Source organism: Streptomyces sp. NPDC018947, assembly GCF_044390505.1.
GTDB lineage: Bacteria > Actinomycetota > Actinomycetes > Streptomycetales > Streptomycetaceae > Streptomyces.
In genome coordinates, this window is sequence record NZ_JBIRZD010000009.1 from 58600 (window position 1) to 80826 (window position 22227).

Genomic DNA, 22227 nt, shown 5'->3' on the forward strand with positions numbered 1-22227 from the left:
GTCCGATGTGGGCAACTGTCGGGCATGGCAGGACGATTGTCGCGGTTCTGTCACTGAACGGCCTTTCCGGCGGTTGGCGGGAACCCCGCCCGGGGTCGCCCCGCTCTTCAGGGCTGAAGCGGATACGCACATCACCTGAACCTGGAGCAGCCCGTGACAACGCCGGACATATCAGCGCGTCGCGCCCTGGTGGCCTGTGCCGCCCTGGTGGTCGGTTCCCTGGCCCTCACCGCCTGCGGCGGCAGCGCCAACGCCGACGACAAGAGCGGCGGCGGAGACAGGGGCTCGGTCAAGACCTCCGTGGCGAAGCTCGTGATCTCCGCGAAGGACGGGTCGACCGGCGCGTCGATCAACGCGACCGGCGTGAAGGTCAGCAAGGGCAAGCTGACGGACGTGAGGATGACGGTGGCGGGCACCGGCACGGCCGTACCGGGCTCGGTGTCCGCGGACGGCACGAGCTGGAAGCCGAAGGAGCAGCTCGAGCGGGGCACGAAGTACCGGATCACCGCGACCGCCGAGGACGCGGACGGCCTGCCGGCCGCCGCCGACTCGACCTTCACCACCGTCTCCACGGCCAACAGCTTCATCGGCACGTACACCCCGGACGGGGGCAGCACGGTCGGCGTGGGCATGCCGGTGTCGTTCACGTTCGACAAGGAGATCGGCGACAAGAAGGCCGTGCAGTCGCACATCTCGGTCACCTCCAGCAGCGGGCAGGAGGTGGTCGGGCACTGGTTCGGCTCGCAGCGCCTCGACTTCCGGCCCGAGGAGTACTGGAAGGCCGGCTCCAAGGTCACGCTGAAGATCGACCTGGACGGCGTGGAGGGCGCGAACGGCGTCTTCGGCGTACAGAAGAAGACCGTCACCTTCACCGTGGGCCGTTCGCAGGTCTCCACGGTCGACGTCAACACGCAGACCATGACGGTCGTGCGCGACGGCGCGACGGTCAAGTCGATCCCGATCTCGGCGGGCAGCGCCGCGAACCCGACGTACAACGGGCGGATGGTGATCTCCGAGAAGTCCGAGCAGACCCGCATGGACGGCTCGACGGTCGGGTTCGGCGGCGAGTACGACATCCCGGACGTGCCGCACGCCATGCGGCTGAGCAACTCCGGCACCTTCATCCACGGCAACTACTGGTACGCGCAGGGCAACCCGCCGTTCGGCCGGCAGGGCACCAGCCACGGCTGCGTGGGACTGCGCGACGCCCGCGGCGGCCAGGGCGACACGCCCGGCAAGTGGTTCTTCGACAACTCGCTGATCGGGGACGTCGTGGTGGTCCAGAACTCCCCGGACAAGACGATCGCGCCCGACAACGGCCTCAACGGCTGGAACATGGCGTGGAGCGAGTGGACCGCCGGAAGCGCCGTCTGACAGGCTTGCGAGCAGCGGTTTTTGACGTACCGTCGGGTCGCGCGGGAACTCCTCGCGCGGCCGGCGCGTTTTTCGTTCGTACGTTTTCTCGGTTCCCGGACACGACGTCCGGCCGAGGGGCTACGGTATGCACCCACTAGGTGACATGCAGCAACGCCGGGAGAAACCTTGAGCGTTCCGTACGAGACGACAGCGTACGAACCACCCGAGTCGCCCGAGTCTCCGGAGGAGCACCTCATGCGACTGCTCGGCCGTGCCCTGAACTCGTTCGAACTGCCCGACGAGACCATACGCCGACTGGACTGCGCGCTGGCGCACGACGGTTCCCTGCACTCCGCGCACCACAGTGCGGGCCTGCACCGCGAGACGTACCGGCACACGTGGCTGCTCGCCGACGGCTCGGCGCTCACGCTCTGGGAGCTGGTCCACAACACCGCTCCGGGCGGCGAGGCGCAGCACGAGGTGTACGTCGACGAGGAGGAGCTGCGCGCCGCCACGGCCCGGCTGGCGCTGCCGCCGGACACACCGGAGTTCGAGCTGCCGGTGCCGGTACCGGTGCAGTTGTCGCCGATCCCCGCCCCGCGCCACGTCTACGCGCAGGGGGGTTCCGCGGACCACGCCCGCCGGCTGCTGCGCCGCGCGGAGAACGCGGACCGGCCCGGCGCGGAGACCGCCGCCCTGCTGGCCACGGCGACCGCGCACCAGATCACGCAGGCCTTCGGCGGCCCCGGCCGTTCGTGCCGCGCCGGGATCGGCTTCTCGCTGTACGAGCACGCCTTCCTGCTGCGCGACGGCGCCGAAATCTCCCTGTGGGAGGTCGAGCACACGGCCACGCCCGACGGACGGCACATGTGCGAGGTGTACGAGAGCGAGGACGCGGCCCGCGGGGCCATGGAGCGGCGGGCGACGCAGGTCTCCTGAGCCGTCGCGCAGCCACCGGCCCCGCGCGGGCCCGCCCGCGCGGCCGCGTCCCGTCCTCACGTCCCGCGTTCCCGCCTCCCGCTCACCGTCGCCGTCAGGCCGGCGTGGGCTCCTTCTCCCGCTCCGCCGCGGCCGTCTCCGGCTCGGCGGCGCCTTCCAGGTGCTGGGCCGGGCGCCGGGGCAGCGCGAACATCAGCAGGAAGATGAGGCCCAGCACCGCGGCGACCCAGCCCAGCGCGTTCTGGAACCCCTCGGCGTAGGCGGCGCCGAGGCCGGCCCCGGCCACGTGGTCGTCCACCACACCGAAGAAGACCACCGACACCAGGCCGAGACCGAGCGCGTTGCCCATCTGCTGCACGGTGTTGATGAGCCCGGAGGCCGCACCGGCGTGCTCACGCGGCACCTGGGACAGCACCGCGTCCGTCAGCGGGGCGACGATCAGGCCCATGCCCACGCCCATGACGGCGAGGGGCGGGACCATCTGCCAGGGCGTGATGGCGAGGCCGTACCGCTCGGCCTCCCAGATGTAGAGCAGCACCCCGGCCGCCATCACCAGCGCGCCCGCCTGGAGCACCTTGCGCCCGAAGCGCGGGACCAGCTTCTGCACCGAGATGCCCGCCGCCGTCGACACCGCGAGGGAGAACGGCACGCCCGTCAGGCCGGCCCGCAGCGGGGTCCACCCCAGGCCCTCCTGCATGTAGAGCGTCCACACCAGGAAGAAGACGCCGAGTCCGACGCCGAAGACCGTCTGGACGGCGATGCCCGCCGCGAAGCTCTTCACCTTGAACAGCGACAGTTCGACCAGCGGGGACCCGTCCCGAGCGCTCTTGCGCCGCTCGTACGCCACCAGCAGCGCGAGGACCACGAGCGCGCCGCCCATCGAGACGTGGCCCCACAGCGGCCAGCCCAGCTCGCGGCCCCGGGTGAGGGGGTAGATCAGCATCAGCAGGCCGAGGGTGACCAGCGCGACGCCCACCAGGTCCAGCTTGAGGGCGCGCGGGGCCTTGGACTCGGTGATGAAGCGGCTGCCGAGGATCAGTCCGGCGATGCCCACCGGCAGGTTGATGAGGAAGATGGGGCGCCATTCCAGCCCGAAGAGGTTCCACTCGGTGAGCAGGGCGCCCAGCAGCGGGCCGGAGACGGCTCCCAGGCCGACGATCGCGCCGAACAGCCCGAACACCTTGCCGCGTTCGTGTGCCGGGAAGGTCGCGTGCACGATCGACAGCACCTGCGGCACCATCAGCGCGGCCATGGCGCCCTGGAGGACGCGGGAGGCGACCAGCATCTCCGGGTTCACGGCGAATCCGCACAGCGCGGACGCGACCGTGAACCCGCCGATGCCCACGAGGAACAGCCGCTTGCGGCCGTGGATGTCGCCGAGCCGCCCGCCGGTGATCAGGCCGGCGGCGAAGGCGAGGGCGTACCCGGCGGTGATCCACTGGATCTGGCTGAAGGAGGCGCCCTCGTCCCGCCGGATCGACGGGACCGCGATGTTGACGATCGTGACGTCGACGAGGTCCATGAACGCCGCCGTCATCACGATGGCGAGGGCGAACCAGCGCCGGCGGTCACCGCCCTCGTCGGGGGCGGGCCGGGCCGTGGGCGTGTCCGGGGTGTGCGTGAAGGTCATACGAGCACACTAGGAACCCAGTAGGACAGATCATGTCCTAGATCTGCGGCATCCTCGACCCATGACGACGGACACCCCGGCCCGGCTCCTGACGCTCCTCTCCCTCCTCCAGACGCCCCGCGAATGGCCCGGCGGCGAGCTCGCCGAGCGGCTCGGCGTCTCCCGTCGCACGGTGCGGCGCGACATCGACCGGCTGCGTGAACTGGGCTACCCCGTGCAGGCGACCATGGGCGCCGACGGCGGGTACCGGCTGGTGTCGGGCAAGGCGATGCCCCCGCTCGTGCTCGACGACGAGGAGGCGGTGGCGATCGCGGTGGGGCTGCGCGCCGGCGCGGGCCACGCGCTGGAGGGCGTGGACGAGGCGTCGGTGCGGGCGCTGGCCAAGCTGGAGCAGGTGCTGCCGTCCCGGCTGCGGCACCGCGTGGCCACCCTCCAGGCCGCGACGACGCCGCTGACCAGCGGGGACGGACCGAGCATCGCTCCCGAGACCCTGACCGTGATGGCCTCGACGGTGGCGGCGCGGGAACGGCTGAGGTTCGCCTACCGCGCCAAGGACGGCGCCGCCTCGCGGCGCCTGACGGAGCCCTACCGGCTGGTCTCCACCGGCCGTCGCTGGTACCTCGTCGCCTACGACCTCGACCGCGAGGACTGGCGGACCTTCCGGGTGGACCGGGTGAGCGAGCCGTACGCGACGGGCGCGCGGTTCGCCCCGCGGGAGCTGCCGACGGGAAGCGCCGCGGAGTACCTGCGCCGCTCGGTGCGGCGGGGCTCCGACTCGTACGAGATCGTGGTCGCCTTCGCCGCGCCGGCGGAGCACGTCGCCGCCCGCCTGCCGAGTTGGTACGGGACGCCGGAGCCGGTGGACGACGGCGCGTCGTGCGTCCTGCGGGCCACCGTGTCGGACGCGGTGGACTGGACGGCGGTACGGCTGGCGATGCTGGGCGTGGAGTTCCGGGTCCAGGAACCGCCGGAACTGGCGCGGACCGCGAGGGAGTTGGCGGACCGGCTGAGCCGGGCGGCGGGGGAGGTCTGAGCGGGCCTCGCACGGGGCGGCCGCGTCGCCGGTGGCGGGCAGCGAGGGCGGCGCGGCCGGGCGGGGCGGCACCTCGTCGGCCCCGACCGGCCCGCAACGTCGTCGGGGGCGCCAACCGGCCCTCATCTCATCTTCGGCGCCAACCGGCCCCCACCTCATCGGCTCATCGGCGTCGAGCCGCGCCGCGCCCGCGAGCCGCCGCGCCTACTCGCCCAGTGCCTCGTCCCAGGCGAACCCCCTCAGCACCCGGAGGTTGTCGAGCGCCAGCTCCAGCGCCTGCGGCGACTCCTCGGCGGACGCGGCCCAGAACTCCACCGCCACGCGGACGGCCGCGCCCGCCGTCGCGGCGGCGAAGCGCAACCGGGGGCCGGGCGGCGGCGGTTCGGCAACGTTGTCGGAGCCCGCGGCGGAATCCGCGGCGCTACCCGCTCGCCGTCCGGAGGCGCCCCGCACCGCCAGGGCGTCCGCGAGTGCCTGCTCGGTCGTGTGGCAGACCTCCGCCCACACCTTCCGCAGGGCCGGGCTGGTCCCGGCCAGGCGGATCAGGGTCCGGGCCCATTCCCAGGAGGCGGCACAGACCCCGGCGCCGGGCGTCAGGGTCTGCCGTACGGCGTGTTCCAGGGCCTGCGGCGGGGACAGCGCGGCCGGGGCCTCGCGCACCGCGTCCACCCAGCGCTCGGCGCCCAGGGAGTAGAGGGGTGCGACGGCCTCCTCCTTCGTGGCGAAGTACCGGTAGAAGGTGCGGGGGGCGACGCCCGCGGCCCGGGCGATGTCCTCGGCGCGGGTGGCCCGGAGACCCTGGTGCACGAAGAGGCCGGCCGCCGCCCGGGCGATGTCCATCCGGGTCTGGGCCTTGCGCCGCTCGGTCAGGGAGATCGGTGGCCGAGCGCGGACGGGAAGGGCACTGCTCACTTCTGCAGGCTATGCCGCTGTGGCAGAATCTGCCATCCGGCGGGCCACCCCGGGGTTCAGGTTCGGGGTGACCCGCCTTCTTCCGCGCGGAGGGAGCCGGGCTGCGGCGCCCGGGGGGAGGGGCACCGAGCCCGGCTCGGGGAAGTCCCGGCGCCGGGGGGATGTGCGTCGGGACATGGTCCTCGGGGGCGGTAGAGAGTCCGCTCGTGCGGCGGGTCCGGCACTCGTGCGGCGGGTCCGGCGGAGGGCCGGGCCCGGATCGGCGGGCCCGGAGTTCTTGTTCCCGGGCCCCCGCCCCTTGAAGCAGCGTTACACAGCCATGTTTGCGCGGGGTTCGGCCACCGGCGTACGCCCCACGTGTCACACCACCACCCCGCCCGTCACATCACGCGCCGGCCGCACGCCCCCGGCGGCGGCCGCGCGCCGGTTCGCGCGGTGCCGACCGTGCGCCGGGGCGCCCGCGACGGCGGTGCGCCGACGGCGGCGCGGTCGTCCTACGCAGCCGCCTCGAAGCCGGTGTCGCGGGCCAGCTTCTTCAGCTCCAGCAGCGCGTGCTTCTCGATCTGCCGGATCCGCTCACGGGTCAGCCCGTGCTCCTTGCCGACCTCGGTCAGCGTGCGCTCGCGGCCGTCCTCGATGCCGTAGCGCATCTTGATGATGGAGGCCGTGCGCGGGTCGAGGCGGCCGATCAGGTCGTCCAGCTCCTCGCTGCGCAGCAGCGTCATCACGGACTGCTCGGGCGACACCGCGGAGGTGTCCTCCAGCAGGTCGCCGAACTGGGTCTCGCCCTCGTCGTCCACCGACATGTTCAGCGAGACCGGGTCGCGGGCCCAGTCGAGCACGTCGGTGACGCGCTCCGGCGTGGAACCGAGCTCGGCGGCGATCTCCGTGGGCTCCGGCTCACGGCCGTGCTCGCGGTTGAACTCGCGCTGCACGCGCCGGATCCGGCCCAGCTCCTCCACCAGGTGGACGGGCAGGCGGATGGTGCGCGACTGGTCGGCTATCGACCGCGTGATGGCCTGACGGATCCACCAGGTCGCGTACGTCGAGAACTTGAAGCCCTTGCGGTAGTCGAACTTCTCGACGGCGCGGACCAGGCCGGCGTTGCCCTCCTGGATCAGGTCGAGCAGCGGCAGACCGCTGCGCGGGTACCGGCGCGCGACCGCGACGACCAGGCGGAGGTTGGAGCGGATGAAGACGTCCTTCGCCCGCTCGCTCTCGTCGATCAGGGCCTGGAGCTCCTCCCGGGTGGCGTCCGCCCCGGTCTCCTCGTAGCCTTCGAGGACCTGCCGCGCGAACACACCCGCCTCGATGATCTGGGACAGCTCGACCTCCTTGGCGGCGTCGAGCAGCGGGGTCCGCGCGATCTCGTCGAGGTACATGCCGACCAGATCGCGGTCGGCGAGCTCGCCGCCGTTGGCGCGGACGCTGGTTGCCCTGTCGGCCGTCTCGCCGGTGGCGGACTTTCGACGGGCGACGGCGCGGGTTGCCATGCGTGCTCCCTTGCGATGAGTGGTTCAGCGGGCGGTCCTGCGGACGTCGGACACCGTGTGGGGTTGTCTGTGGTCTCGGTCTCCCGGAAGGCTCATCCGGGCCCTGGACTCTCTTGAGACTCTCCTCGGGTGCCCTGCATCCGATGGAAACAACGACTGGAATCCGGACAGAATTCCCAACCCGACCCCCGATTTTTCTGATCATGCAGTACCCTGTCCCGCCGCACGGGGTGCACCGCCTCCGTCGTGACCTACGGACGTCCAGGTCAGGCGGGGGATCGAGGACGCCCCCGAGCTCCTCGCGGAGCCCCGCGAACGTCGCGCGGTGAGACGCCCGTCACGTCCGGCACCGCCTCCTTCAGGCCGGGAGAGGCACCCTCTCCCACCCCTGAGGACGACATGCGGCGGCCGGGGGTTGCCACGGATGCCGCACGGCGGTCAGCCGAACTGCACCGACCGCTTGGCCAGCCCCATCCAGAACCCCTCGATCACCGACCTGCCCAGGTCCAGCTCGCCGGCCGCGTCGGCCGCGCCCATCGTCACGAACAGCGGGGCGAAGTGCTCGGTGCGCGGGTGGGCGAGGGCGCCCGCCGGGGACTTGCGGGCGAAGTCGAGCAGCGCGTCCACGTCACCGGCCTCCAGCGCGCGCCGGCCCCAGTCGTCGAACTCGGACGACCAGGCGGGGACGCCGGCCTGGCGCAGGGCGGCCAGGTTGTGGGTGAAGAAGCCGGAGCCGACGATCAGCACGCCCTCGTCGCGCAGGGGCGCCAGCCTGCGGCCGATCTCCATCAGCCGCTGCGGGTCGAGGGTGGGCATGGAGACCTGGAGGACCGGGATGTCGGCGCCCGGGAACATCTCCACGAGGGGGACGTAGGCGCCGTGGTCGAGGCCGCGGTCGGGGACGTCCTGCACGGGCGTGCCGGGAGCGCGCAGCAGCTTGCGCACGGACTCGGCGAGCGCGGGGGCGCCGGGGGCCTCGTAGCGCACCCGGTAGTAGTGCTCGGGGAAGCCCCAGAAGTCGTAGACGAGCGGCACGGTGCGCGTGGCGCCGAGGGCGAGCGGGGCCTCCTCCCAGTGGGCGGAGACGACGAGGATCGCCTTCGGGCGGGGCAGGCCGGCGGCCCAGGCGGCCAGCTCGCCGGGCCAGACCGGGTCGTCGGCGAGGGGCGGGGCGCCGTGGCTCAGGTAGAGGGCGGGCATGCGCTCTCGGACTTCGGCACCGTCGGCGGCCACGGTGACATCGGCGGACATGGCGACTCCCCATCAGGTGGTACGTGATCCGCCAGGTGGTGCCCGGCCTCACCGGACCACCCAGCATTACTTGAACTCTAAAGCTCTCACCGTCGAATGTACGCCGACTTTGTTTAATATTCAAGAAGTGATCTCGTAGAGTGGGTTGCATGACCACGGCACCCATCCCGGCCCCCGCCGACGAGCCCCGCTGGCTCACCGACGAGGAGCAGTTCGTCTGGCGCTCGTACATCGAGGCCGCGACCCTCCTTGAGGACCACCTCGACCGGCAGCTCCAGCGCGACGCCGGCATGCCGCACGTGTACTACGGCCTGCTGGTCAAGCTCGCCGAGTCCCCGAGGCGGCGCCTGCGGATGACGGAACTGGCCAAGTACGCGAAGATCACCCGCTCCCGCCTCTCGCACGCGGTCGCCCGCCTGGAGAAGAACGGCTGGGTCCGCCGCGAGGACTGCCCCTCAGACAAGCGGGGCCAGTTCGCCGTGCTGACCGACGAGGGGTACGAGGTGCTGCGGCAGACGGCGCCGGGGCATGTGCACGCCGTCCGCCAGGCCGTCTTCGACCGGCTCACCCCCGAACAGCAGAAGTCCCTCGGCGAGATCATGCGGATCGTCGCCGAGGGACTTCAGCCCGCCGAGGCGGGCGCGGACCTGCCCTGGCTGCGCTGAGCCGAACGCTCGCGCGGCCGGGGCGGGTCCGCCGGGAGCCGTGCGCACGGGGCGTCCCCTCCCCCCGCGCACGGGCGGTACTCGGAGCCCGAGGGGTATCACCGGGGGTGCGGGCCGGGCCGGACACCGGGGGTGCCGGGCTGACCCGGCCCGTGGACCGGGCCGGGTCAGTGGACGACGACCGGCACCGGCAGTTCGTCCTCGGCCCCGGCGCCGGAGCCGGACCCCGCGACGCTCGCGCCGCCCGGGCGGCCGGCGTTGACGAAGGTCAGGGCGATCAGACCGGCGGCGACCAGGATGCCGACGGCGAACCAGATGGCGCTGGTGTAGCCGTGCACCATGCCCTCGAGCTGCACGAGCTGCTGCTGGGACCGCCCGCCCGCACCGCCGATGTGGTCGGCGACGTACGACGTGGTGGCCGAGGCGGCGATCGTGTTCAGCAGCGCCGTACCGATGGCGCCGCCCACCTGCTGCGAGGTGTTGACCATCGCGGAGGCCACACCGGCGTCCCGCGGCTGCACGCCCTGGGTGGCCAGGGACATGGCCGGCATGAACGCCGTACCCATGCCGAGGCCGAGCAGCAGCATGCCGGGCAGCAGGACGGCCGCGTAGGAGGTGTCGACCTGGAGCTGCGTCAGCAGCAGCATGCCGACGGCGGCGACCAGGAAGCCGGGTCCCATCAGCAGACGGGGCGCGACGCGGGTCATCAGGCGGGCGCCGATCTGGGTGGAGCCGGCGATCATGCCCGCGACCATGGGCAGGAAGGCGAAGCCGGTCTTCACCGGCGAGTAGCCCTTCACGATCTGCAGGTAGTAGGTCAGGAACAGAAACAGGCCGAACATGCCGATGACGGCCAGGCCCAGCGAGAGGTAGATACCACCGCGGCTGCGGTCGGTGACCACGCGCAGCGGCAGCAGCGGGGCCTTGACCCGGCTCTCGACCAGCACGAAGGCGAGCAGCAGCACGGCCGAGGCGACAAACATGCCGATCGTCAGACCGTCGCTCCAGCCGGCCGACTCGGCGCGGGTGAAGCCGTACACGAGCGCGACCAGGCCCAGGGTGGACAGGATCACGCCGGGGACGTCGAGCGGGGAGCGGTTGCGGCTGCCCTCGGGCTCACGGATGACCAGGTACGCGCCGACGGCGGCGACGACCGCGAACGGGACGTTGACGAAGAAGGTCCAGCGCCAGTCCAGGTACTCGGTGAGGAAACCGCCGAGGATCAGACCGACGGCGGCACCGCCACCGGCGATCGCGCCGTAGATGCCGAACGCCTTGGCGCGCTCCTTGGCGTCCGTGAACATCACCGCGAGCAGCGAGAGCGCGGCGGGCGCGAGCAGCGCGCCGAAGGCGCCCTGGAGGGCACGCGAGCCGAACATCATCGCCTCGTTGGTGGCGGCACCGCCGAGCGCGGACGCGGCGGCGAAGCCGGCCAGACCGAGGACGAAGGTCCGCTTGCGACCCCACAGGTCGGCTATCCGGCCGCCGAACAGCAGCAGACCGCCGAAGGCGAGGGCGTAGGCCGTGACGACCCACTGCCGGTTGCCGTCGGAGATGCCGAGGTCCTGCTGCGCGGAGGGCAGCGCGATGTTCACGATGGTCGAGTCGAGGACGACCATGAGCTGGGCGAGCGCGATGAAGACGAGCGCCTTCCAGCGGCCGGCGTCCGGGACGCCGGGAGCCTTGACGGCTGTTTCGGACACGGGGATACCCACTTCGGGACGTGGTGACGGAAAAAAGGCGAGAAAAGGGGCGACGCGGCCACGGCCGTGGCCACGATCGCCGCGGTGCGGACGGACGCGCGTCGCGTGCGTCTTATGAGTCGGTGAGCCTTGTGAGCCCTGTGAGTCCTATGAGTTGGCCAGTGGTGTGCGTGGTACGAGTCGCGGGTCGCGCGTGATCCCGGTGCTAGCCGCAGGAGCGGCGCAGGTCCTCCAGGGTCACGGCGGTCCCCGGCAGGGCGGAGGCGGCGGGAGCCCGCAGCCCGTCCAGGAAGAGCTGAAGATGGCGGTGGACGAACCGGTCGGAGCTCAGGCACCCGGTTCCCGCCGGGGGCCGGCTGAGCTGGGCCACGGCGATCATCAGGTCGCCCACGCCCACGTCGGGACGGAGCTGCCCGGCCGCCACCGCCCGTGCCATGACCTCGGCGACGAGCCCCTCGACCCGGTCGCGCGCGGCCTCCAGGTCGGGGTGGTGCTGGTCGAACGTGCTGGACACCATCGGGCACAGGGCGCTGATCCGCTCCTCGGCGGCGGCGTGCACGAAGCGCTCCAGCGCCTCGAACGCGTCGCCGGTCTCCGCGAGCGCCACCTCGGCGGCCCGTGCCGTGCGGTCCATGACCGAGCAGACGACCTCGCGGACGAGGGCGTCACGGTCGGGGAAGTTGCGGTACACCGTGGCGTTGCCGACACCGGCCCGGCGGGCGACCTCGTCGAACGGCACGTCGGGGCCGTGCTCGACGAACATCTCCCGGGCGGCGGTGACGATCCGCTCCCGGTTGCGCAGGGCGTCGGCGCGGGGCCGGCCCGCCTTGCGCTGCACGGGGGTGGCGGTCTGCACGGCGTACTCCTCGGATGACTGGATGGCCGGTCGGCCGGTGAAGCCGCGATCCGGGGAAGGAGTCCCCGTTTCGCTCGGACACAGGGGTAAACGGGGAGACAGTCCCCGGTTATTTCCCGCATCGGCATCCTTTTCCAGTGAGCTGGGTCACATGCGCGGAGCCGCCCGCCGTACCCCTCGGAACGGACCTCAAGCCCCTGCTCAGGGGGCGTACGGGAACTACCCGCGAGAAACCCACGATCGGTCCGCTCCAGCGCGCGCCCGCACACCCCGCGGCACAGGGTGAGCGCAAGGGCGCAGCCGGTGACCAGCGGCTGCCGTGGTGCGGGGAGGTCTGCATGCAGCCGCTGGCGCAGCCGCCGAGGCGCCGGATACGCCCGCGCCGGCCGGCCGTGCTGGCGACCGTGGCCGTCCTGACCCTCGCGGTCAGCACCTCGGCGGGCTCGCGGCTCGCCCCCGGACCCTCGACGGCGGGCCCCGGCCCGGCCGTCCTCTCCCGCTCCTCCGCGCACGGCCCCTGCATGATCAGCGGCGGCTCCGAGACGCAGATGTCGGAGGGCGTCCCGACCGCGGCCGGGTACACCCGCTCCACCGGCACCGTCCGCGCCCTCAACCTCATGGTCGACTTCTCCGACGCCCCCGGCGAGGGCACGGCGATGGACCGCTACGCCGAGTTCTTCCCGCAGACCCGCGAGTGGTTCCGCACCAGTTCCTACGGCCGCCTCGACTACCGCCCCGAGACACCGGTCCGCGACTGGCTGAGGATGCCCAAGTCCTTCGCCGAGTACGGCATAGAGCGCGGCGCCCCCTTCGACCCCGGCTACCGGGAACTGGTCGAGGACCTGGTGTCGGTGGCCGACGCGAAGGTGGACTTCAAGGCGTACGACCTGCTGAACGTGCTGGTCACCCCGAACGCGGGCCCCTCCGCCCTGGACACGGTCCTGTCCGTGACCTTCGCCGGCAACGCCGAGGCCCCCGTCGCCGACGGAGTCCCGGTGGCCAACGCGTCCTTCGTCTACTCCCGCCAGGACGACGGCTCCGGCACCTACGACAGGACCGGCTACCGCGTCCTGCCCCACGAGAACGGCCACGTCTTCGGCCTGCCCGACCTCTACACCCAGGAGGGCGGGGGCGCGGTCGGCCACTGGGACATCATGAGCGAGGACTGGGGCGCCAACAACGACCTGCTCGGCTGGCACAAGTGGAAACTGGGCTGGCTGGACCCCTCCCAGGTGCACTGCGCGTCGCGGCCGGGCACGACCGAGTACACGCTGACGCCGCTGGCCCGCAAGGGCGGGGACAAGCTGGTCGTCGTACCGCTGGACGGGAAGTCCGGATACGCCGTAGAGCTGCGCACCCGCGAGGGCAACGACGAGGCCGTCTGCCGCGAGGGGGTGCTGATCTACAAGGTCGACGCGGACGTGGACACGGGGATGGGCCCGGTGAAGGTGTACGACTCCCGGGAGGACAGCGGCGGCTGCACCCGCAGCCCCAACGTCCACGCCGAACTCTCGGACGCCTCGTTCCTCCCCGGCGAGACCTTCGAGGACCCGCGCCGGGGCATCACGATCAAGGTGTCGGGGGCGGACCTGAAGGGCGACCACCAGATACGCGTCACCCGCCGGTGAGGGGCGGGCCCCTCCCCGTGGGCGGGGGCCGCATTACGGTAGGCCTGCCGCGACCGCCGTACGGAGAGCCGATGCCTGCCGAGACCATGAACGATGCCGCCGAGGGGGCCGGCGCCGGGGGTGCCGGGGCCCTTGGTGGCGCCAAGGGCCGTCGAGACGTCGGGGACTCAGAGGGTGCCGGGGGCGCTGGAGGTGCCGGTGACGGTGCCGCTGACGGTCGAGGCGGCGAGGGCGCCGGATGCGCTGGGGGCGCCGGGGATGCCGGGGCCGTTCCGTCCGAGGCGGTGGGACCGCTGCTGCGGGGCATCGCCGTACTGAGGCGGCTGACCGAGGCCGACGGCGGCACCCTCAGCCTCAGCGGGCTGGAGAAGGCGACCGGCCTCGCCCGCTCCACGGTCGACCGCGTCACCGCCACCCTCGCCCGGATGGGATACGTCCGCCTGGACGGCCGCGACGTGACCCTCGCCCCCCGCCTGATGGAACTGGGCAACGCCTACCTCGCCGCCCTCCGCCTCCCCGCCCTGCTGTCCCACCGGGCCGACGCCCTCGCCGACGCGCTGGACGAGTCGGTCTCCCTCGCGGTCGGCGACCGGGACGGCATCCGCTTCATCCACCAGGCCACCCGCCGCCGGGCGATGTCCCTGAGCTTCCGCATCGGCGACCTGCTGCCCGCCGAACGCACCGCCCCGGGCCCGCTGTTCGCGGCCGAGTGGACGCCGGACGACTGGTGCCACTGGCGCGCCCGCCGCGCGGCGGACCCGGCGGACCGCGCCTTCCCCTCCGTACCCCCGCGCGAACACACCACCCCGGACACGGACTTCGAGCACCGTACGGAGCGGGCGGCGGCCGACGGCTGGGCGCTGGACGACCAGTTGATCGAACCGGGCCTGGTGGCGGTCTCGGTACCGGTCAGGGACCCCGGCACCGGCCGGGTGGCGTGCGTGGCGAGCGTCGTCAGCCACACCAGCCGTCACACCGCGGAGGACCTGCGGACGGCGCTGCTCCCGCGTCTGCGCTCGGCGGTGGCCGCGATGGAGGACGACCTGCGCGCCGCGCCGCCGCCCGAACCGGGCCCCGCGCCCGCGGGCCTGGCCACCTGGACGGGCGCGTCGAAGCAGGAACTGGGCCGGGAGTTCGTGGAGTCCCTGGCCCGCGGTCTGACCGTACTGACCGCGTTCGGCGAGGGCAGGGCCGCCCTCACCCTCACCGAGGTCGCCAAGGCGACGGGCCTCGCGCGGGCGACGGCACGCCGGGCCCTGATCACGTACGAACACGCGGGCCTGGTGACGCAGGCGCCCGACGGCGCCTTCACCCTCACGCCCCGGGTCCTGTCCCTCGGCTTCCCGCCCCTCTCCCGCCTCTCCCTCCCCCAGATCGCCCAGCCCCACCTGACGGCGCTGGCGGCCCGGGTCAACGAGTCCGCGTCCCTGGCCGTCCTGTCGGACTCGCGGGAGGAGGTCCAGTACACGGCACGGGCGTCCACGAGCCGCGTGATGAGCGCCCACGTCACCGTCGGCGCACGCCTCCCTGCCCGCGCGACGTCCCTGGGCCGTGTCCTCCTGGCGGACTCCGAGGAGGTCCGGGCACGGGGCTACGCCCTGGTCGACGAGGAACTGGAGGCCGGCCTGCGCTCGATCGCCGTCCCGGTACGCGACCGCACGGGCAGGGCGGTGGCGGCCCTCGACGTGGCCATGCACGCGGCCCGCCGCACGACGGAGTCCTGCGTGACGGACATCCTCCCGGAACTCCGCGCGACGGCCACCCACATCGAGGCAGACCTCCGCACGGCGGGCCGCTTCACCCGGGTCCCCTTGACGTGACGGCACCCCGGACCGGCCCACCGCCGCACCACCCACCGCCCGCATCACCACCCGCTACACTGTCGGCGGTGGCGCAGCGCACCACTACCGGCCTTCGTAGCTCAGGGGATAGAGCACCGCTCTCCTAAAGCGGGTGTCGCAGGTTCGAATCCTGCCGGGGGCACAACCAGAAGGGCACCCACGAACTCTCGTGGGTGCCCTTCGGGATTCATGGCCGACAGCGCCCCTCCAGTAGCTCAGGCGGCGTGCGGTGTGAAGGTGACATGCGAGTCGCCTTCGTCGATGGTCAGGTGCAGCGTGCCCTCCAGGGCCTTGGCCAAGCGCCGCAGCAGCGGGAGGGTGGGCACGGTGTCGCCGCCCTCCATCCGGGAGACCTGGGGCTGAGTCATCCCGGCCCGCTCTGCCAGCTCCGCCTGGGACAGGCCGAGCTCCGTCCGACGGTTGTAGACCGCCTGTCCGAGATCGCCGGCCAGCCGCGCGTCGACGTACTCCTGGTCGTACTCCACCGCCTCACCCGCAAGCTGCCGAGCCCGGCGCGTCCTCCACGTGCTGTGATTCATCAGCTCTCCTTGCGCCGCTCGTACGTGTGCTGGGCATGGCCATGCCCAGCCTCGCAGACCTTCTGGGCCTGGTGCGCGCGCTCGACTTCCGCCGCTTCACGCATCCTCGTCTTACGGAAGACCGTCAGCAGCACGATCCGGTGTCCTGGCGCGAGCCAGTACGGGATGCGTACGGCTTCGCCGTCCAACTCGAAGCGGAGCTCACGCAGCTTGCCACCCAGGTGCCGCGAGTACGGCTCACCGAGGGTCGTCGGCTCGTCCAGCAGTCGATCCGTCTTGTCCTCGACCCGCCGGTAGAGGCGGAACGGAAGCAGCTCCAGCCAATCCCGCACCTCGGGTTCGATCTCGATCTCCCACCGCCCCGTCATGCAATCAACGGTATATACCTCCAGATGCATAACGCAAGCCGCCACGCACCTCGGAGCTGCGCTGCCCAGACCGACCGCGCTGCCACCTCAACCCGCCGCGGGTTTCGCAGATTGGATCCTGCCGGGGCGCAGAAAGAAGGGCCAGTTCAGGAGGCCCCCCCCCGATGATCTTCGCCACCGTGAGGGCCGGTCGCTTGGGAACGTAAGCCCGGCTTCCTCCCTCAAGAGGCCGTCGGAATCTCGCTCTCCGGTCATCTAGGTCATGACCTGGCCTATACGGCCCCTAGCGTCCTCCTTGCCCGGCGGAACACGAGCCACGGAAGGAAACCACCATGAGGGAGACCGTGACTGTCAACGAGCTGGCCGCCCACGACCCGGCCCATGAGCCCACCGTCAGCAGCGAGCGCGCCGACCTGCTGGATGCGCTGGCCAAGCACCGGCACTTCCTGCGGTTCACCACCCGCGACCTCACCGACGAGCAGGCCGGGCTCCGGACCACCGCCAGCCAGCTGTGCCTGGGCGGTCTGATCAAGCACGTCACCGCGGTCGAGCGGTCCTGGGTGCAGTTCATCCTGGACGGCCCGTCGGCGATGCCCGACTTCACCGCGCTGACCGAGGCAGACTGGGCCCGGCGCGCCGACGAGTTCCGGATGCTGCCCGGCGAGACGCTGTCCGGCGTGCTCGCCGACTACGCCGAGGTGGCCCGGCGGACCGACGAACTGGTCGCCACACTGCCCGACCTCGACGCCACACAACCTCTGCCGAAGGCCCCGTGGTCCGAGCCGGGCGCCCGCTGGTCGGCCCGCCGGGTACTGATGCACATCGCCACCGAGACCGCCCAGCACGCCGGCCACGCCGACATCATCCGCGAGTCCCTGGACGGCGCCAAGACCATGGGTTAGCCGACGGCGCGCGCATCCGCGGTTCGCCATGCCGGATCTGTGGGTGAACAACACCCGCGGTCTATTCGCCGAGTTCCTGGTCCACCGGGCGGTCGGCTCTCACCGGCCCCGTGTGGAATGGGCGAGCCACGACGTCGAGACCGACGACGGGCTGCGTATCGAGGTCAAGGCCGGCGCCTGCCTGCAGGCCTGGGAGCAGCGCGCGCCGCTCCGACAGCGTCAGCCTGGGTGCGGTTCGCGCGGCGGCCGGGCCGACGGTGTCCCTCGCCGACCTCCATGACCGCATCCGGTCGGCCGACCCCCGCCCCGGTGCCGGCGCGGCCCGTGCTCGCCCGCCGTCTCGGTCGGAGCAGCCGCTCAGCCAACTCCGTTCAGGTCTCGTCCACCCGACCGTTCAGATGGAACAAGAGCCACTCGAGCCAGTCCGCCGTGACTCCGAGCGAGGAGGCCCAGCCGTGCATGGAGCTGACGTAGGTGGCGTATCGGGTCGGCCAGTGGCGTGTGCCGGCCGCCGTCCAACTGGACCACCCGAGGGCGTTCAGTGAGCGAAAGACCCGGTCGTCGAGGATCAAGGCCCGTTCGCATGTGGCATCGCGGTCGTCCACGACCGCCAGCCACTTGGTGAAGAAGGACCGCCCCACCCCCTTGAGGACGAACTTCCGATAGGCCCCGCGCAGGTCGCCTTCCCGGACCGCTTCGCGCGTGGCGCGGAGGACCGTGGGCATGCGCGGATCGGCAAGGGCGGCTTCGCAGTACCGCGGCCCACGTCCGTCGGTGGTGCCCGAGCCCCAGATCAGCACGGCGACGAACAAGTCACGTAGGCCGTCGGGATCGTCGGCGACGCGGTCACGGAGACGGGCCAGGTCACCCCGGTCGACGAGGCGGTCACCGGTCGCGCCCTTCGTGGACCTGACGCCGATGTCGAGAACGTGCGCCGCTCCGTGCGGCTCCAGCCGGGGGCGCCACGTCTTCGGGCGGAAGCGCACAGGCTCCTGTTCGCATGTCCCGTAGCGGGTAACGAGCCTTTGCAGCTGTTCCATCACGCTCCCCCCGGCCTGACGACGGAGTGCCGTGGGCCACAGCCTAGGGGAGAAATGCCGCGAACGTCCCCGACACAGACGCCAGGCGGCGAAGTTCGCTTCGTGCCAGGTCCGTTGCTTTCGAATCTGATCGAATCGTGGGCCGAATCCTCGCGGGGGCAGGGGCGGGCGGATCAGGGTGGGGGTCCGCGGTTCGGGGAGTGGCGGGAGTTGGCCCGCGAGGAGGGGACGCTCCTTGGGCCGCGGGTGCGTAGACGCAGGGCGGCATCGCGCCTGTTGTCGTATCCGTTCTCTGCTCGTCCGAGGAGGATCTGCGAGGACGACTGGGGCACGGACGCCTGCGTCTACCGGCGTTTCCGATGCGGGGAGGGCGGTAGCCCGGGCTGTGCCGGTGCCGGAGGGATTCGGCACCGGCACTCCTGTGCGCACGCCGGGCATCGTGGTCACGCCGGGAGCCAGGCCGGCCACTGGGGCGGGATGTTGGTCGCGGGGCACAGGCCGGAGTCGCCCGGGTAGCCGGCCAGGGTTCCCCGGGTCGCGAAGAGCCACCATGCCGGCCACACCGTCGCCGCGATCACCAGCAGCGTCGGCAGTACGGCGCGCAGGGCCGCCGGTGCGCGACGCGTCAGGATCCGGGCGGTGGCCCGCGCCGCGAGGCCGAGGGCCGCTCCGGCTCCCAGGACCAGGGGGAACAGGAAGGTGAGCTCCAAGCGGCCGCCGGCATCGTCGCCCGCGTCGCAGTACGCGCGGGCCCACGCGGTCAGCGCCCAGGCGGTGCCGCCCATGGCCGTGCCGAACAGGGCGGATGCCGCCCGGGGGAGGCAGGAGCCGGATCGCGGGTTGGTGGTGTCCACGTCAGAGGACGACATGGGCCGCGGTGGCGCGGTTCCGTCCCGGGCCCCGGGCGCCGACCATCCGTACGGTGTGAGGTGTTTTGACCTCATTGTTCGCTGGTAACCCGTTCGGAGCACGCCCCACACGACGAGGTGAGAACCATGGTGCTGCTGGGTCTTCTGCTCATGGCGGGTGCCGCCGCCTTCGCGGGACTGCTGATCGCGTACAACCTGTCGGGTGGGCCCGACTACACGGTGACCCTGCTGGGGAGCCAGCCGTTCACGATCAACACGCTCGGGGCGTTTCTGGGCGGGATCGCCCTGACACTGATCTTCGGGCTGGGCATGTGGCTGCTGGCGGCGGGGACGATGCTGGCGCGTCGCCGCAGCAGGAAGCTCCACCGGCAGCGGGTGGGCGGCACGCCGGCCGCCTCGGAGTACGACGAGGCGGCCGGGGGCGGTGCCGGTACGACGACCGCGGGCGAGGGCGCGGGACGGCGTTCCGCCGGTCACCGGCCGCACTGGTTCCGGGTGCACGGGCACGGCCACTGACCGGCGCCCTCTCCTACGGAGCCGTCCGCTGGAGGACGTAGGCGCTGCGGGAGTCCGGGTCGCCGAAGAAGAAGTAAAGCTCCAGCGCGCCCTCGGCGTCCCGGCGCAGTTCGAAGGTCCAGGTGTACGGCAGGGGGGCCGGTTCGGCCGGTGAGGTGCGCGCGGTCGTCGCCGTGCGGGAGGTGAGGGTGAGCCGGACGTGGCGGCCGCCGTTCCAGCCCGTGCGTTCGTCCGTGAGGTCCCAGCGGCCCGTGCCCGACAGGCGCCAGCCGTCGTCGAAGTCCCACTCCTGGCCGTCCAGGAAGCGGACGTCGGCCTTTCCGTCCGGGTGGAGGACGACGGTCGTGCCGTCGACACAGCGCCATGAGCCCGGCACCTCGGAGCGTCGCATGTCCGAGAGGGCGGGCACGTCGTCGTACATGTGCGGGTCGCAGGCCGTGAGGGTGAGGAGGAGGGCGAGGAGGGCCGCGGCGCGCGCCGGGGGCCTCCTTCGTGCGAGGCCGGGCGCGAGGGTCGTCACGGTGTCCATGCTCCCAGCTTTTTTGAACGTGTTCAATACGCTGCGGGGGCTAGCATCCGTCCATGACGAGCTCACAGAACGCGCAGAACGACGGCATCTCTCCCCTCGACGTCGAGATCGGCGCCCTCCAGGGCGGATCCGCCGGCCTGGACCGGTACGCCGGTCAGGTCGTGCTGGTGGTCAACGTGGCCTCCAAGTGCGGGCTGACCCCTCAGTACGCCGGGCTGGAGCGGCTGCACGAACGGTACGCGGAGCGGGGCTTCACCGTGCTCGGCGTGCCGTGCAACCAGTTCATGGGGCAGGAGCCCGGCAGCGCCGACGAGATCGCCGAGTTCTGCTCCGCGACGTACGGCGTCACCTTCCCGATGACCGAGAAGGTGGACGTCAACGGGGAGGGACGGCATCCCCTGTACGAGCGCCTGACCGGCTTCGCCGACGCCGAGGGGCACAGCGGGGACATCCGCTGGAACTTCGAGAAGTTCCTGATCGGGCGGGACGGGAAGGTCGCGGCCCGGTTCTCGCCGCAGACCGAGCCGGAGGCGACGGAGGTCGTGTCGGCCGTCGAGGAGCACCTCGCCCGCTGACCGGGCCGCCGGCGGTCGCCCCGCCGCGAGGCGTACGGGAACGGACGGAGCCCCCTCGGCAAGGTCGGCGAACTGGCCGAGGGGGCTCCGCCGGCGGCGCCGGTTCGTTCGTGCGGACTGTCGTGGTCGTACGCGCGGCCGTTACTCCTTGACGGAGGCCACGAAGGCGTTCCACGCGTCGGCGGGGAACGCCAGGACCGGGCCCTCGGGGACCTTGGAGTCGCGGACGGCGAGCGCCGCCACGACCGGGGACCTGACCTCGACGCACGCGCCGTTTCCTCCGGAGTAGGAGGACTTGGTCCAAGATTGCGTGGCGCCCTGAAGAATTGCCATGTCTGCTCCGATGGCGAGTTGCGGGTGCTGTCGCCGCAGCGCGGGCCCGATCGGCCCGCGACACGGATTACGCCAATGTCGTGTGATCGTTGGCGTGATCGACGCTACTCGCAGACTCTCCCGTCGGGAGCGGCCGTTCACCCGACCGGATGGCATATTCCAGGTGCGTCTTCCAGTACGGCGTACAAGGGGTGTAGCATCCCGCCGCCATTGGGCCAGACCGTTGCCCGCGTCAGCGCGCGTACGCCTTGGCCACGTCCTCGATGAGCTGCCGCGACTGCTCCACGTTCAGCGCCTGGGCCCGCAGATGCTCGTACATCACCGTGTACTTCTGCACGTCCTGCGCCTTCTCCAGGTACAGGTCGCTGGTGACGCCCTCGATGTAGACGACGCTCGAGTCGGCCGTGTCGGTGAACTCCAGGATGGAGTACTGGCCGTTGATGCCGGGGTGCGCCCCGACGTCGAACGGCAGCACCTGCACGGTGATGTGCGGGAGCAAGGACATCTCGGCGACGTGCTCCAACTGCTCCCGCATCACCTGCCTGCCGCCCACCACGCGGTGCAGCGCCGCCTCGTCGATTACGACCCACAGGCGCAGCGGGTTGTTCTCGGCGGTGACGCGCTCCTGGCGCCGTATCCGGACCTGGACCCGCTTCTCGATGTCCGCGACCGACGTCTCGGGCAACGCGCCCTGGATGAGCGCCTCCGCGTACGGCCGGGTCTGCAACAGGCCGGTGATGATCTGGGGTTCGTAGGTCCGCAGCGACTCGGCGTCGGTCTCCAGGCCGATGTAGACGCTGTACGGGATGTCGCCGAAGGCGTGCCACCAGCCCTGCTGGCGCGAGTCCTTGGCCATCTGCATCAGCGAGTCGACGACCCGCTGGTCCTCGACCTCGTACACGCCGCACAGGTCGCGGACGTCACGCTGGCTGATGCTGCGCCGGCCGTTCTCCAGGCGGCTGATCTTCGACTGCGAGACCAGCAGCCGCTCCGCCACCTCCTCGGCCGTCATGCCCTTGAGCTCGCGGAGCCTGCGCAGCTCCTGGCCCAGCCGGCGCCGCCTGACGGTGGGATTGACATTGGACGCCACGGGACGTGCACCTCCGGCTGCGTGACTCGTACCTGCCACTTTGCGTATCTGCTGTTGAGCAGACTGCCACCAAGGTGCTTTCCACCGCTGGCAAACGGTCGATATGCGCCGCGTACAGGCGAGTTCGGCGATCACGGACATGACCTCGGACCCGGCCCC

At 71.9% G+C, this 22227-nt stretch carries 22 protein-coding genes and 1 tRNA gene; 10 read left to right on the top strand and 13 right to left on the bottom strand.

Annotation, left to right across the window (positions count from 1 at the left end; translation table 11 throughout):
* The first annotated feature begins 153 nt into the window (after nt 1-153).
* Together ACH499_RS18410 and ACH499_RS18415 are read left to right on the top strand one after the other, a co-directional pair.
* The gene (locus ACH499_RS18410; RefSeq protein WP_399016902.1) at nt 154-1374 is read left to right on the top strand and encodes an Ig-like domain-containing protein; all 1221 of its coding nucleotides are present in this window, start codon (nt 154-156) and stop codon (nt 1372-1374) included.
* 168 nt (nt 1375-1542) lie between these two features.
* On the top strand, nt 1543-2295 hold the full coding sequence (locus ACH499_RS18415) for a DUF6227 family protein (protein ID WP_399016904.1): 753 nt from the start codon (nt 1543-1545) through the stop codon (nt 2293-2295).
* A 94-nt stretch (nt 2296-2389) separates the two neighbouring features.
* Here the strand turns inward: ACH499_RS18415 and ACH499_RS18420 are convergent, their stop codons facing one another.
* Complete coding sequence (locus ACH499_RS18420; protein WP_399016906.1) at nt 2390-3925, bottom strand: MFS transporter; 1536 nt, start codon at nt 3923-3925, stop codon at nt 2390-2392.
* Between the two features lie 61 nt (nt 3926-3986).
* Here ACH499_RS18420 and ACH499_RS18425 point away from each other — a divergent pair, with 61 nt between their 5' ends.
* Nucleotides 3987-4958, top strand: coding sequence for a YafY family protein (locus ACH499_RS18425; protein ID WP_356198680.1), 972 nt, complete (start codon nt 3987-3989; stop codon nt 4956-4958).
* Nucleotides 4959-5162: 204 nt separating this feature from the next.
* Here ACH499_RS18425 and ACH499_RS18430 read toward each other — a convergent pair whose 3' ends face one another.
* The 3 genes from ACH499_RS18430 to ACH499_RS18440 all read right to left on the bottom strand — a co-directional run bounded on the left by ACH499_RS18430 (nt 5163) and on the right by ACH499_RS18440 (nt 8563).
* The gene (locus ACH499_RS18430; RefSeq protein ID WP_399016908.1) at nt 5163-5870 is read right to left on the bottom strand and encodes a TetR/AcrR family transcriptional regulator; all 708 of its coding nucleotides are present in this window, start codon (nt 5868-5870) and stop codon (nt 5163-5165) included.
* Between the two features lie 494 nt (nt 5871-6364).
* Nucleotides 6365-7363 (bottom strand): sigma-70 family RNA polymerase sigma factor, encoded by a 999-nt coding sequence (locus ACH499_RS18435; protein ID WP_365597078.1) that lies wholly within the window; start codon nt 7361-7363, stop codon nt 6365-6367.
* Between the two features lie 438 nt (nt 7364-7801).
* Nucleotides 7802-8563, bottom strand: coding sequence for a class III extradiol ring-cleavage dioxygenase (locus ACH499_RS18440; protein ID WP_356198868.1), 762 nt, complete (start codon nt 8561-8563; stop codon nt 7802-7804).
* A 200-nt stretch (nt 8564-8763) separates the two neighbouring features.
* On the opposite strand from ACH499_RS18440, the gene ACH499_RS18445 reads away from it, so the two are divergent.
* Nucleotides 8764-9279 carry a MarR family transcriptional regulator gene (locus ACH499_RS18445; protein ID WP_356198686.1) on the top strand — a complete coding sequence of 172 codons (516 nt, stop codon included), beginning with the start codon at nt 8764-8766 and terminating at the stop codon, nt 9277-9279.
* A gap of 167 nt (nt 9280-9446) precedes the next feature.
* On the opposite strand, the gene ACH499_RS18450 is transcribed toward ACH499_RS18445, so the two are convergent.
* Both ACH499_RS18450 and ACH499_RS18455 read right to left on the bottom strand, forming a co-directional pair.
* Nucleotides 9447-10982: an MFS transporter gene (locus ACH499_RS18450; protein WP_356198687.1), complete on the bottom strand. Its 1536-nt coding sequence runs from the start codon at nt 10980-10982 to the stop codon at nt 9447-9449.
* A 205-nt stretch (nt 10983-11187) separates the two neighbouring features.
* Nucleotides 11188-11838: a TetR/AcrR family transcriptional regulator gene (locus ACH499_RS18455; protein WP_399016911.1), complete on the bottom strand. Its 651-nt coding sequence runs from the start codon at nt 11836-11838 to the stop codon at nt 11188-11190.
* Nucleotides 11839-12176: 338 nt separating this feature from the next.
* On the opposite strand from ACH499_RS18455, the gene ACH499_RS18460 reads away from it, so the two are divergent.
* The 3 genes from ACH499_RS18460 to ACH499_RS18470 all read left to right on the top strand — a co-directional run bounded on the left by ACH499_RS18460 (nt 12177) and on the right by ACH499_RS18470 (nt 15449).
* Nucleotides 12177-13466: a M6 family metalloprotease domain-containing protein gene (locus ACH499_RS18460; RefSeq protein ID WP_399017193.1), complete on the top strand. Its 1290-nt coding sequence runs from the start codon at nt 12177-12179 to the stop codon at nt 13464-13466.
* 284 nt (nt 13467-13750) lie between these two features.
* Nucleotides 13751-15286 carry an IclR family transcriptional regulator C-terminal domain-containing protein gene (locus ACH499_RS18465; RefSeq protein WP_399016913.1) on the top strand — a complete coding sequence of 512 codons (1536 nt, stop codon included), beginning with the start codon at nt 13751-13753 and terminating at the stop codon, nt 15284-15286.
* A 90-nt stretch (nt 15287-15376) separates the two neighbouring features.
* Nucleotides 15377-15449, top strand: a tRNA-Arg gene (locus ACH499_RS18470).
* A 73-nt stretch (nt 15450-15522) separates the two neighbouring features.
* Here the strand turns inward: ACH499_RS18470 and ACH499_RS18475 are convergent.
* The gene (locus tag ACH499_RS18475; protein ID WP_399016915.1) at nt 15523-15846 is read right to left on the bottom strand and encodes a helix-turn-helix domain-containing protein; all 324 of its coding nucleotides are present in this window, start codon (nt 15844-15846) and stop codon (nt 15523-15525) included.
* Complete coding sequence (locus ACH499_RS18480) at nt 15846-16214, bottom strand: type II toxin-antitoxin system RelE/ParE family toxin (RefSeq protein WP_399016917.1); 369 nt, start codon at nt 16212-16214, stop codon at nt 15846-15848. The genes ACH499_RS18475 and ACH499_RS18480 overlap by 1 nt, the downstream gene beginning before the upstream one ends.
* A 332-nt stretch (nt 16215-16546) precedes the next feature.
* On the opposite strand from ACH499_RS18480, the gene ACH499_RS18485 reads away from it, so the two are divergent.
* A complete protein-coding gene (locus ACH499_RS18485; protein WP_399016919.1) occupies nt 16547-17116 on the top strand; it encodes a DinB family protein in 570 nt (189 codons plus the stop codon).
* A gap of 371 nt (nt 17117-17487) precedes the next feature.
* On the opposite strand, the gene ACH499_RS18490 is transcribed toward ACH499_RS18485, so the two are convergent.
* Nucleotides 17488-18156: a hypothetical protein gene (locus ACH499_RS18490; RefSeq protein WP_399016921.1), complete on the bottom strand. Its 669-nt coding sequence runs from the start codon at nt 18154-18156 to the stop codon at nt 17488-17490.
* Between the two features lie 443 nt (nt 18157-18599).
* Nucleotides 18600-19025 (bottom strand): hypothetical protein, encoded by a 426-nt coding sequence (locus ACH499_RS18495; protein ID WP_399016923.1) that lies wholly within the window; start codon nt 19023-19025, stop codon nt 18600-18602.
* Between the two features lie 126 nt (nt 19026-19151).
* Here ACH499_RS18495 and ACH499_RS18500 point away from each other — a divergent pair, with 126 nt between their 5' ends.
* Nucleotides 19152-19541, top strand: a complete 390-nt coding sequence (locus ACH499_RS18500) for a hypothetical protein (RefSeq protein WP_356198706.1) — start codon at nt 19152-19154, stop codon at nt 19539-19541.
* A 13-nt stretch (nt 19542-19554) separates the two neighbouring features.
* Here the strand turns inward: ACH499_RS18500 and ACH499_RS18505 are convergent, their stop codons facing one another.
* Nucleotides 19555-20070: a hypothetical protein gene (locus tag ACH499_RS18505; protein WP_399016926.1), complete on the bottom strand. Its 516-nt coding sequence runs from the start codon at nt 20068-20070 to the stop codon at nt 19555-19557.
* Nucleotides 20071-20123: 53 nt separating this feature from the next.
* Here ACH499_RS18505 and ACH499_RS18510 point away from each other — a divergent pair, with 53 nt between their 5' ends.
* The gene (locus tag ACH499_RS18510; protein WP_356198710.1) at nt 20124-20645 is read left to right on the top strand and encodes a glutathione peroxidase; all 522 of its coding nucleotides are present in this window, start codon (nt 20124-20126) and stop codon (nt 20643-20645) included.
* Nucleotides 20646-20786: 141 nt separating this feature from the next.
* Here ACH499_RS18510 and ACH499_RS18515 read toward each other — a convergent pair whose 3' ends face one another.
* Together ACH499_RS18515 and ACH499_RS18520 are read right to left on the bottom strand one after the other, a co-directional pair.
* Entirely contained in the window at nt 20787-20978 is a 192-nt protein-coding gene (locus ACH499_RS18515; protein ID WP_356198712.1) for a DUF397 domain-containing protein, read from the bottom strand.
* A 232-nt stretch (nt 20979-21210) separates the two neighbouring features.
* Nucleotides 21211-22068: a helix-turn-helix transcriptional regulator gene (locus ACH499_RS18520; RefSeq protein ID WP_356198713.1), complete on the bottom strand. Its 858-nt coding sequence runs from the start codon at nt 22066-22068 to the stop codon at nt 21211-21213.
* Nucleotides 22069-22227: the final 159 nt, after the last annotated feature.

What these genes read in the sequence shown, in the direction of transcription:
- ACH499_RS18460 (WP_399017193.1), top strand. Translation starts at nt 12,177, where the DNA reads ATGCAGCCGCTGGCGCAGCCGCCGAGGCGCCGGATACGCCCGCGCCGG.
- ACH499_RS18505 (WP_399016926.1), bottom strand. Translation starts at nt 20,070, where the DNA reads ATGGACACCGTGACGACCCTCGCGCCCGGCCTCGCACGAAGGAGGCCC.
- ACH499_RS18420 (WP_399016906.1), bottom strand. Translation starts at nt 3,925, where the DNA reads ATGACCTTCACGCACACCCCGGACACGCCCACGGCCCGGCCCGCCCCC.
- ACH499_RS18490 (WP_399016921.1), bottom strand. Translation starts at nt 18,156, where the DNA reads ATGGAACAGCTGCAAAGGCTCGTTACCCGCTACGGGACATGCGAACAG.
- ACH499_RS18445 (WP_356198686.1), top strand. Translation starts at nt 8,764, where the DNA reads ATGACCACGGCACCCATCCCGGCCCCCGCCGACGAGCCCCGCTGGCTC.
- ACH499_RS18510 (WP_356198710.1), top strand. Translation starts at nt 20,124, where the DNA reads ATGACGAGCTCACAGAACGCGCAGAACGACGGCATCTCTCCCCTCGAC.
- ACH499_RS18435 (WP_365597078.1), bottom strand. Translation starts at nt 7,363, where the DNA reads ATGGCAACCCGCGCCGTCGCCCGTCGAAAGTCCGCCACCGGCGAGACG.
- ACH499_RS18485 (WP_399016919.1), top strand. Translation starts at nt 16,547, where the DNA reads ATGAGGGAGACCGTGACTGTCAACGAGCTGGCCGCCCACGACCCGGCC.
- ACH499_RS18425 (WP_356198680.1), top strand. Translation starts at nt 3,987, where the DNA reads ATGACGACGGACACCCCGGCCCGGCTCCTGACGCTCCTCTCCCTCCTC.
- ACH499_RS18480 (WP_399016917.1), bottom strand. Translation starts at nt 16,214, where the DNA reads ATGACGGGGCGGTGGGAGATCGAGATCGAACCCGAGGTGCGGGATTGG.
- ACH499_RS18500 (WP_356198706.1), top strand. Translation starts at nt 19,152, where the DNA reads ATGGTGCTGCTGGGTCTTCTGCTCATGGCGGGTGCCGCCGCCTTCGCG.
- ACH499_RS18495 (WP_399016923.1), bottom strand. Translation starts at nt 19,025, where the DNA reads ATGTCGTCCTCTGACGTGGACACCACCAACCCGCGATCCGGCTCCTGC.
- ACH499_RS18440 (WP_356198868.1), bottom strand. Translation starts at nt 8,563, where the DNA reads ATGCCCGCCCTCTACCTGAGCCACGGCGCCCCGCCCCTCGCCGACGAC.
- ACH499_RS18515 (WP_356198712.1), bottom strand. Translation starts at nt 20,978, where the DNA reads ATGGCAATTCTTCAGGGCGCCACGCAATCTTGGACCAAGTCCTCCTAC.
- ACH499_RS18475 (WP_399016915.1), bottom strand. Translation starts at nt 15,846, where the DNA reads ATGAATCACAGCACGTGGAGGACGCGCCGGGCTCGGCAGCTTGCGGGT.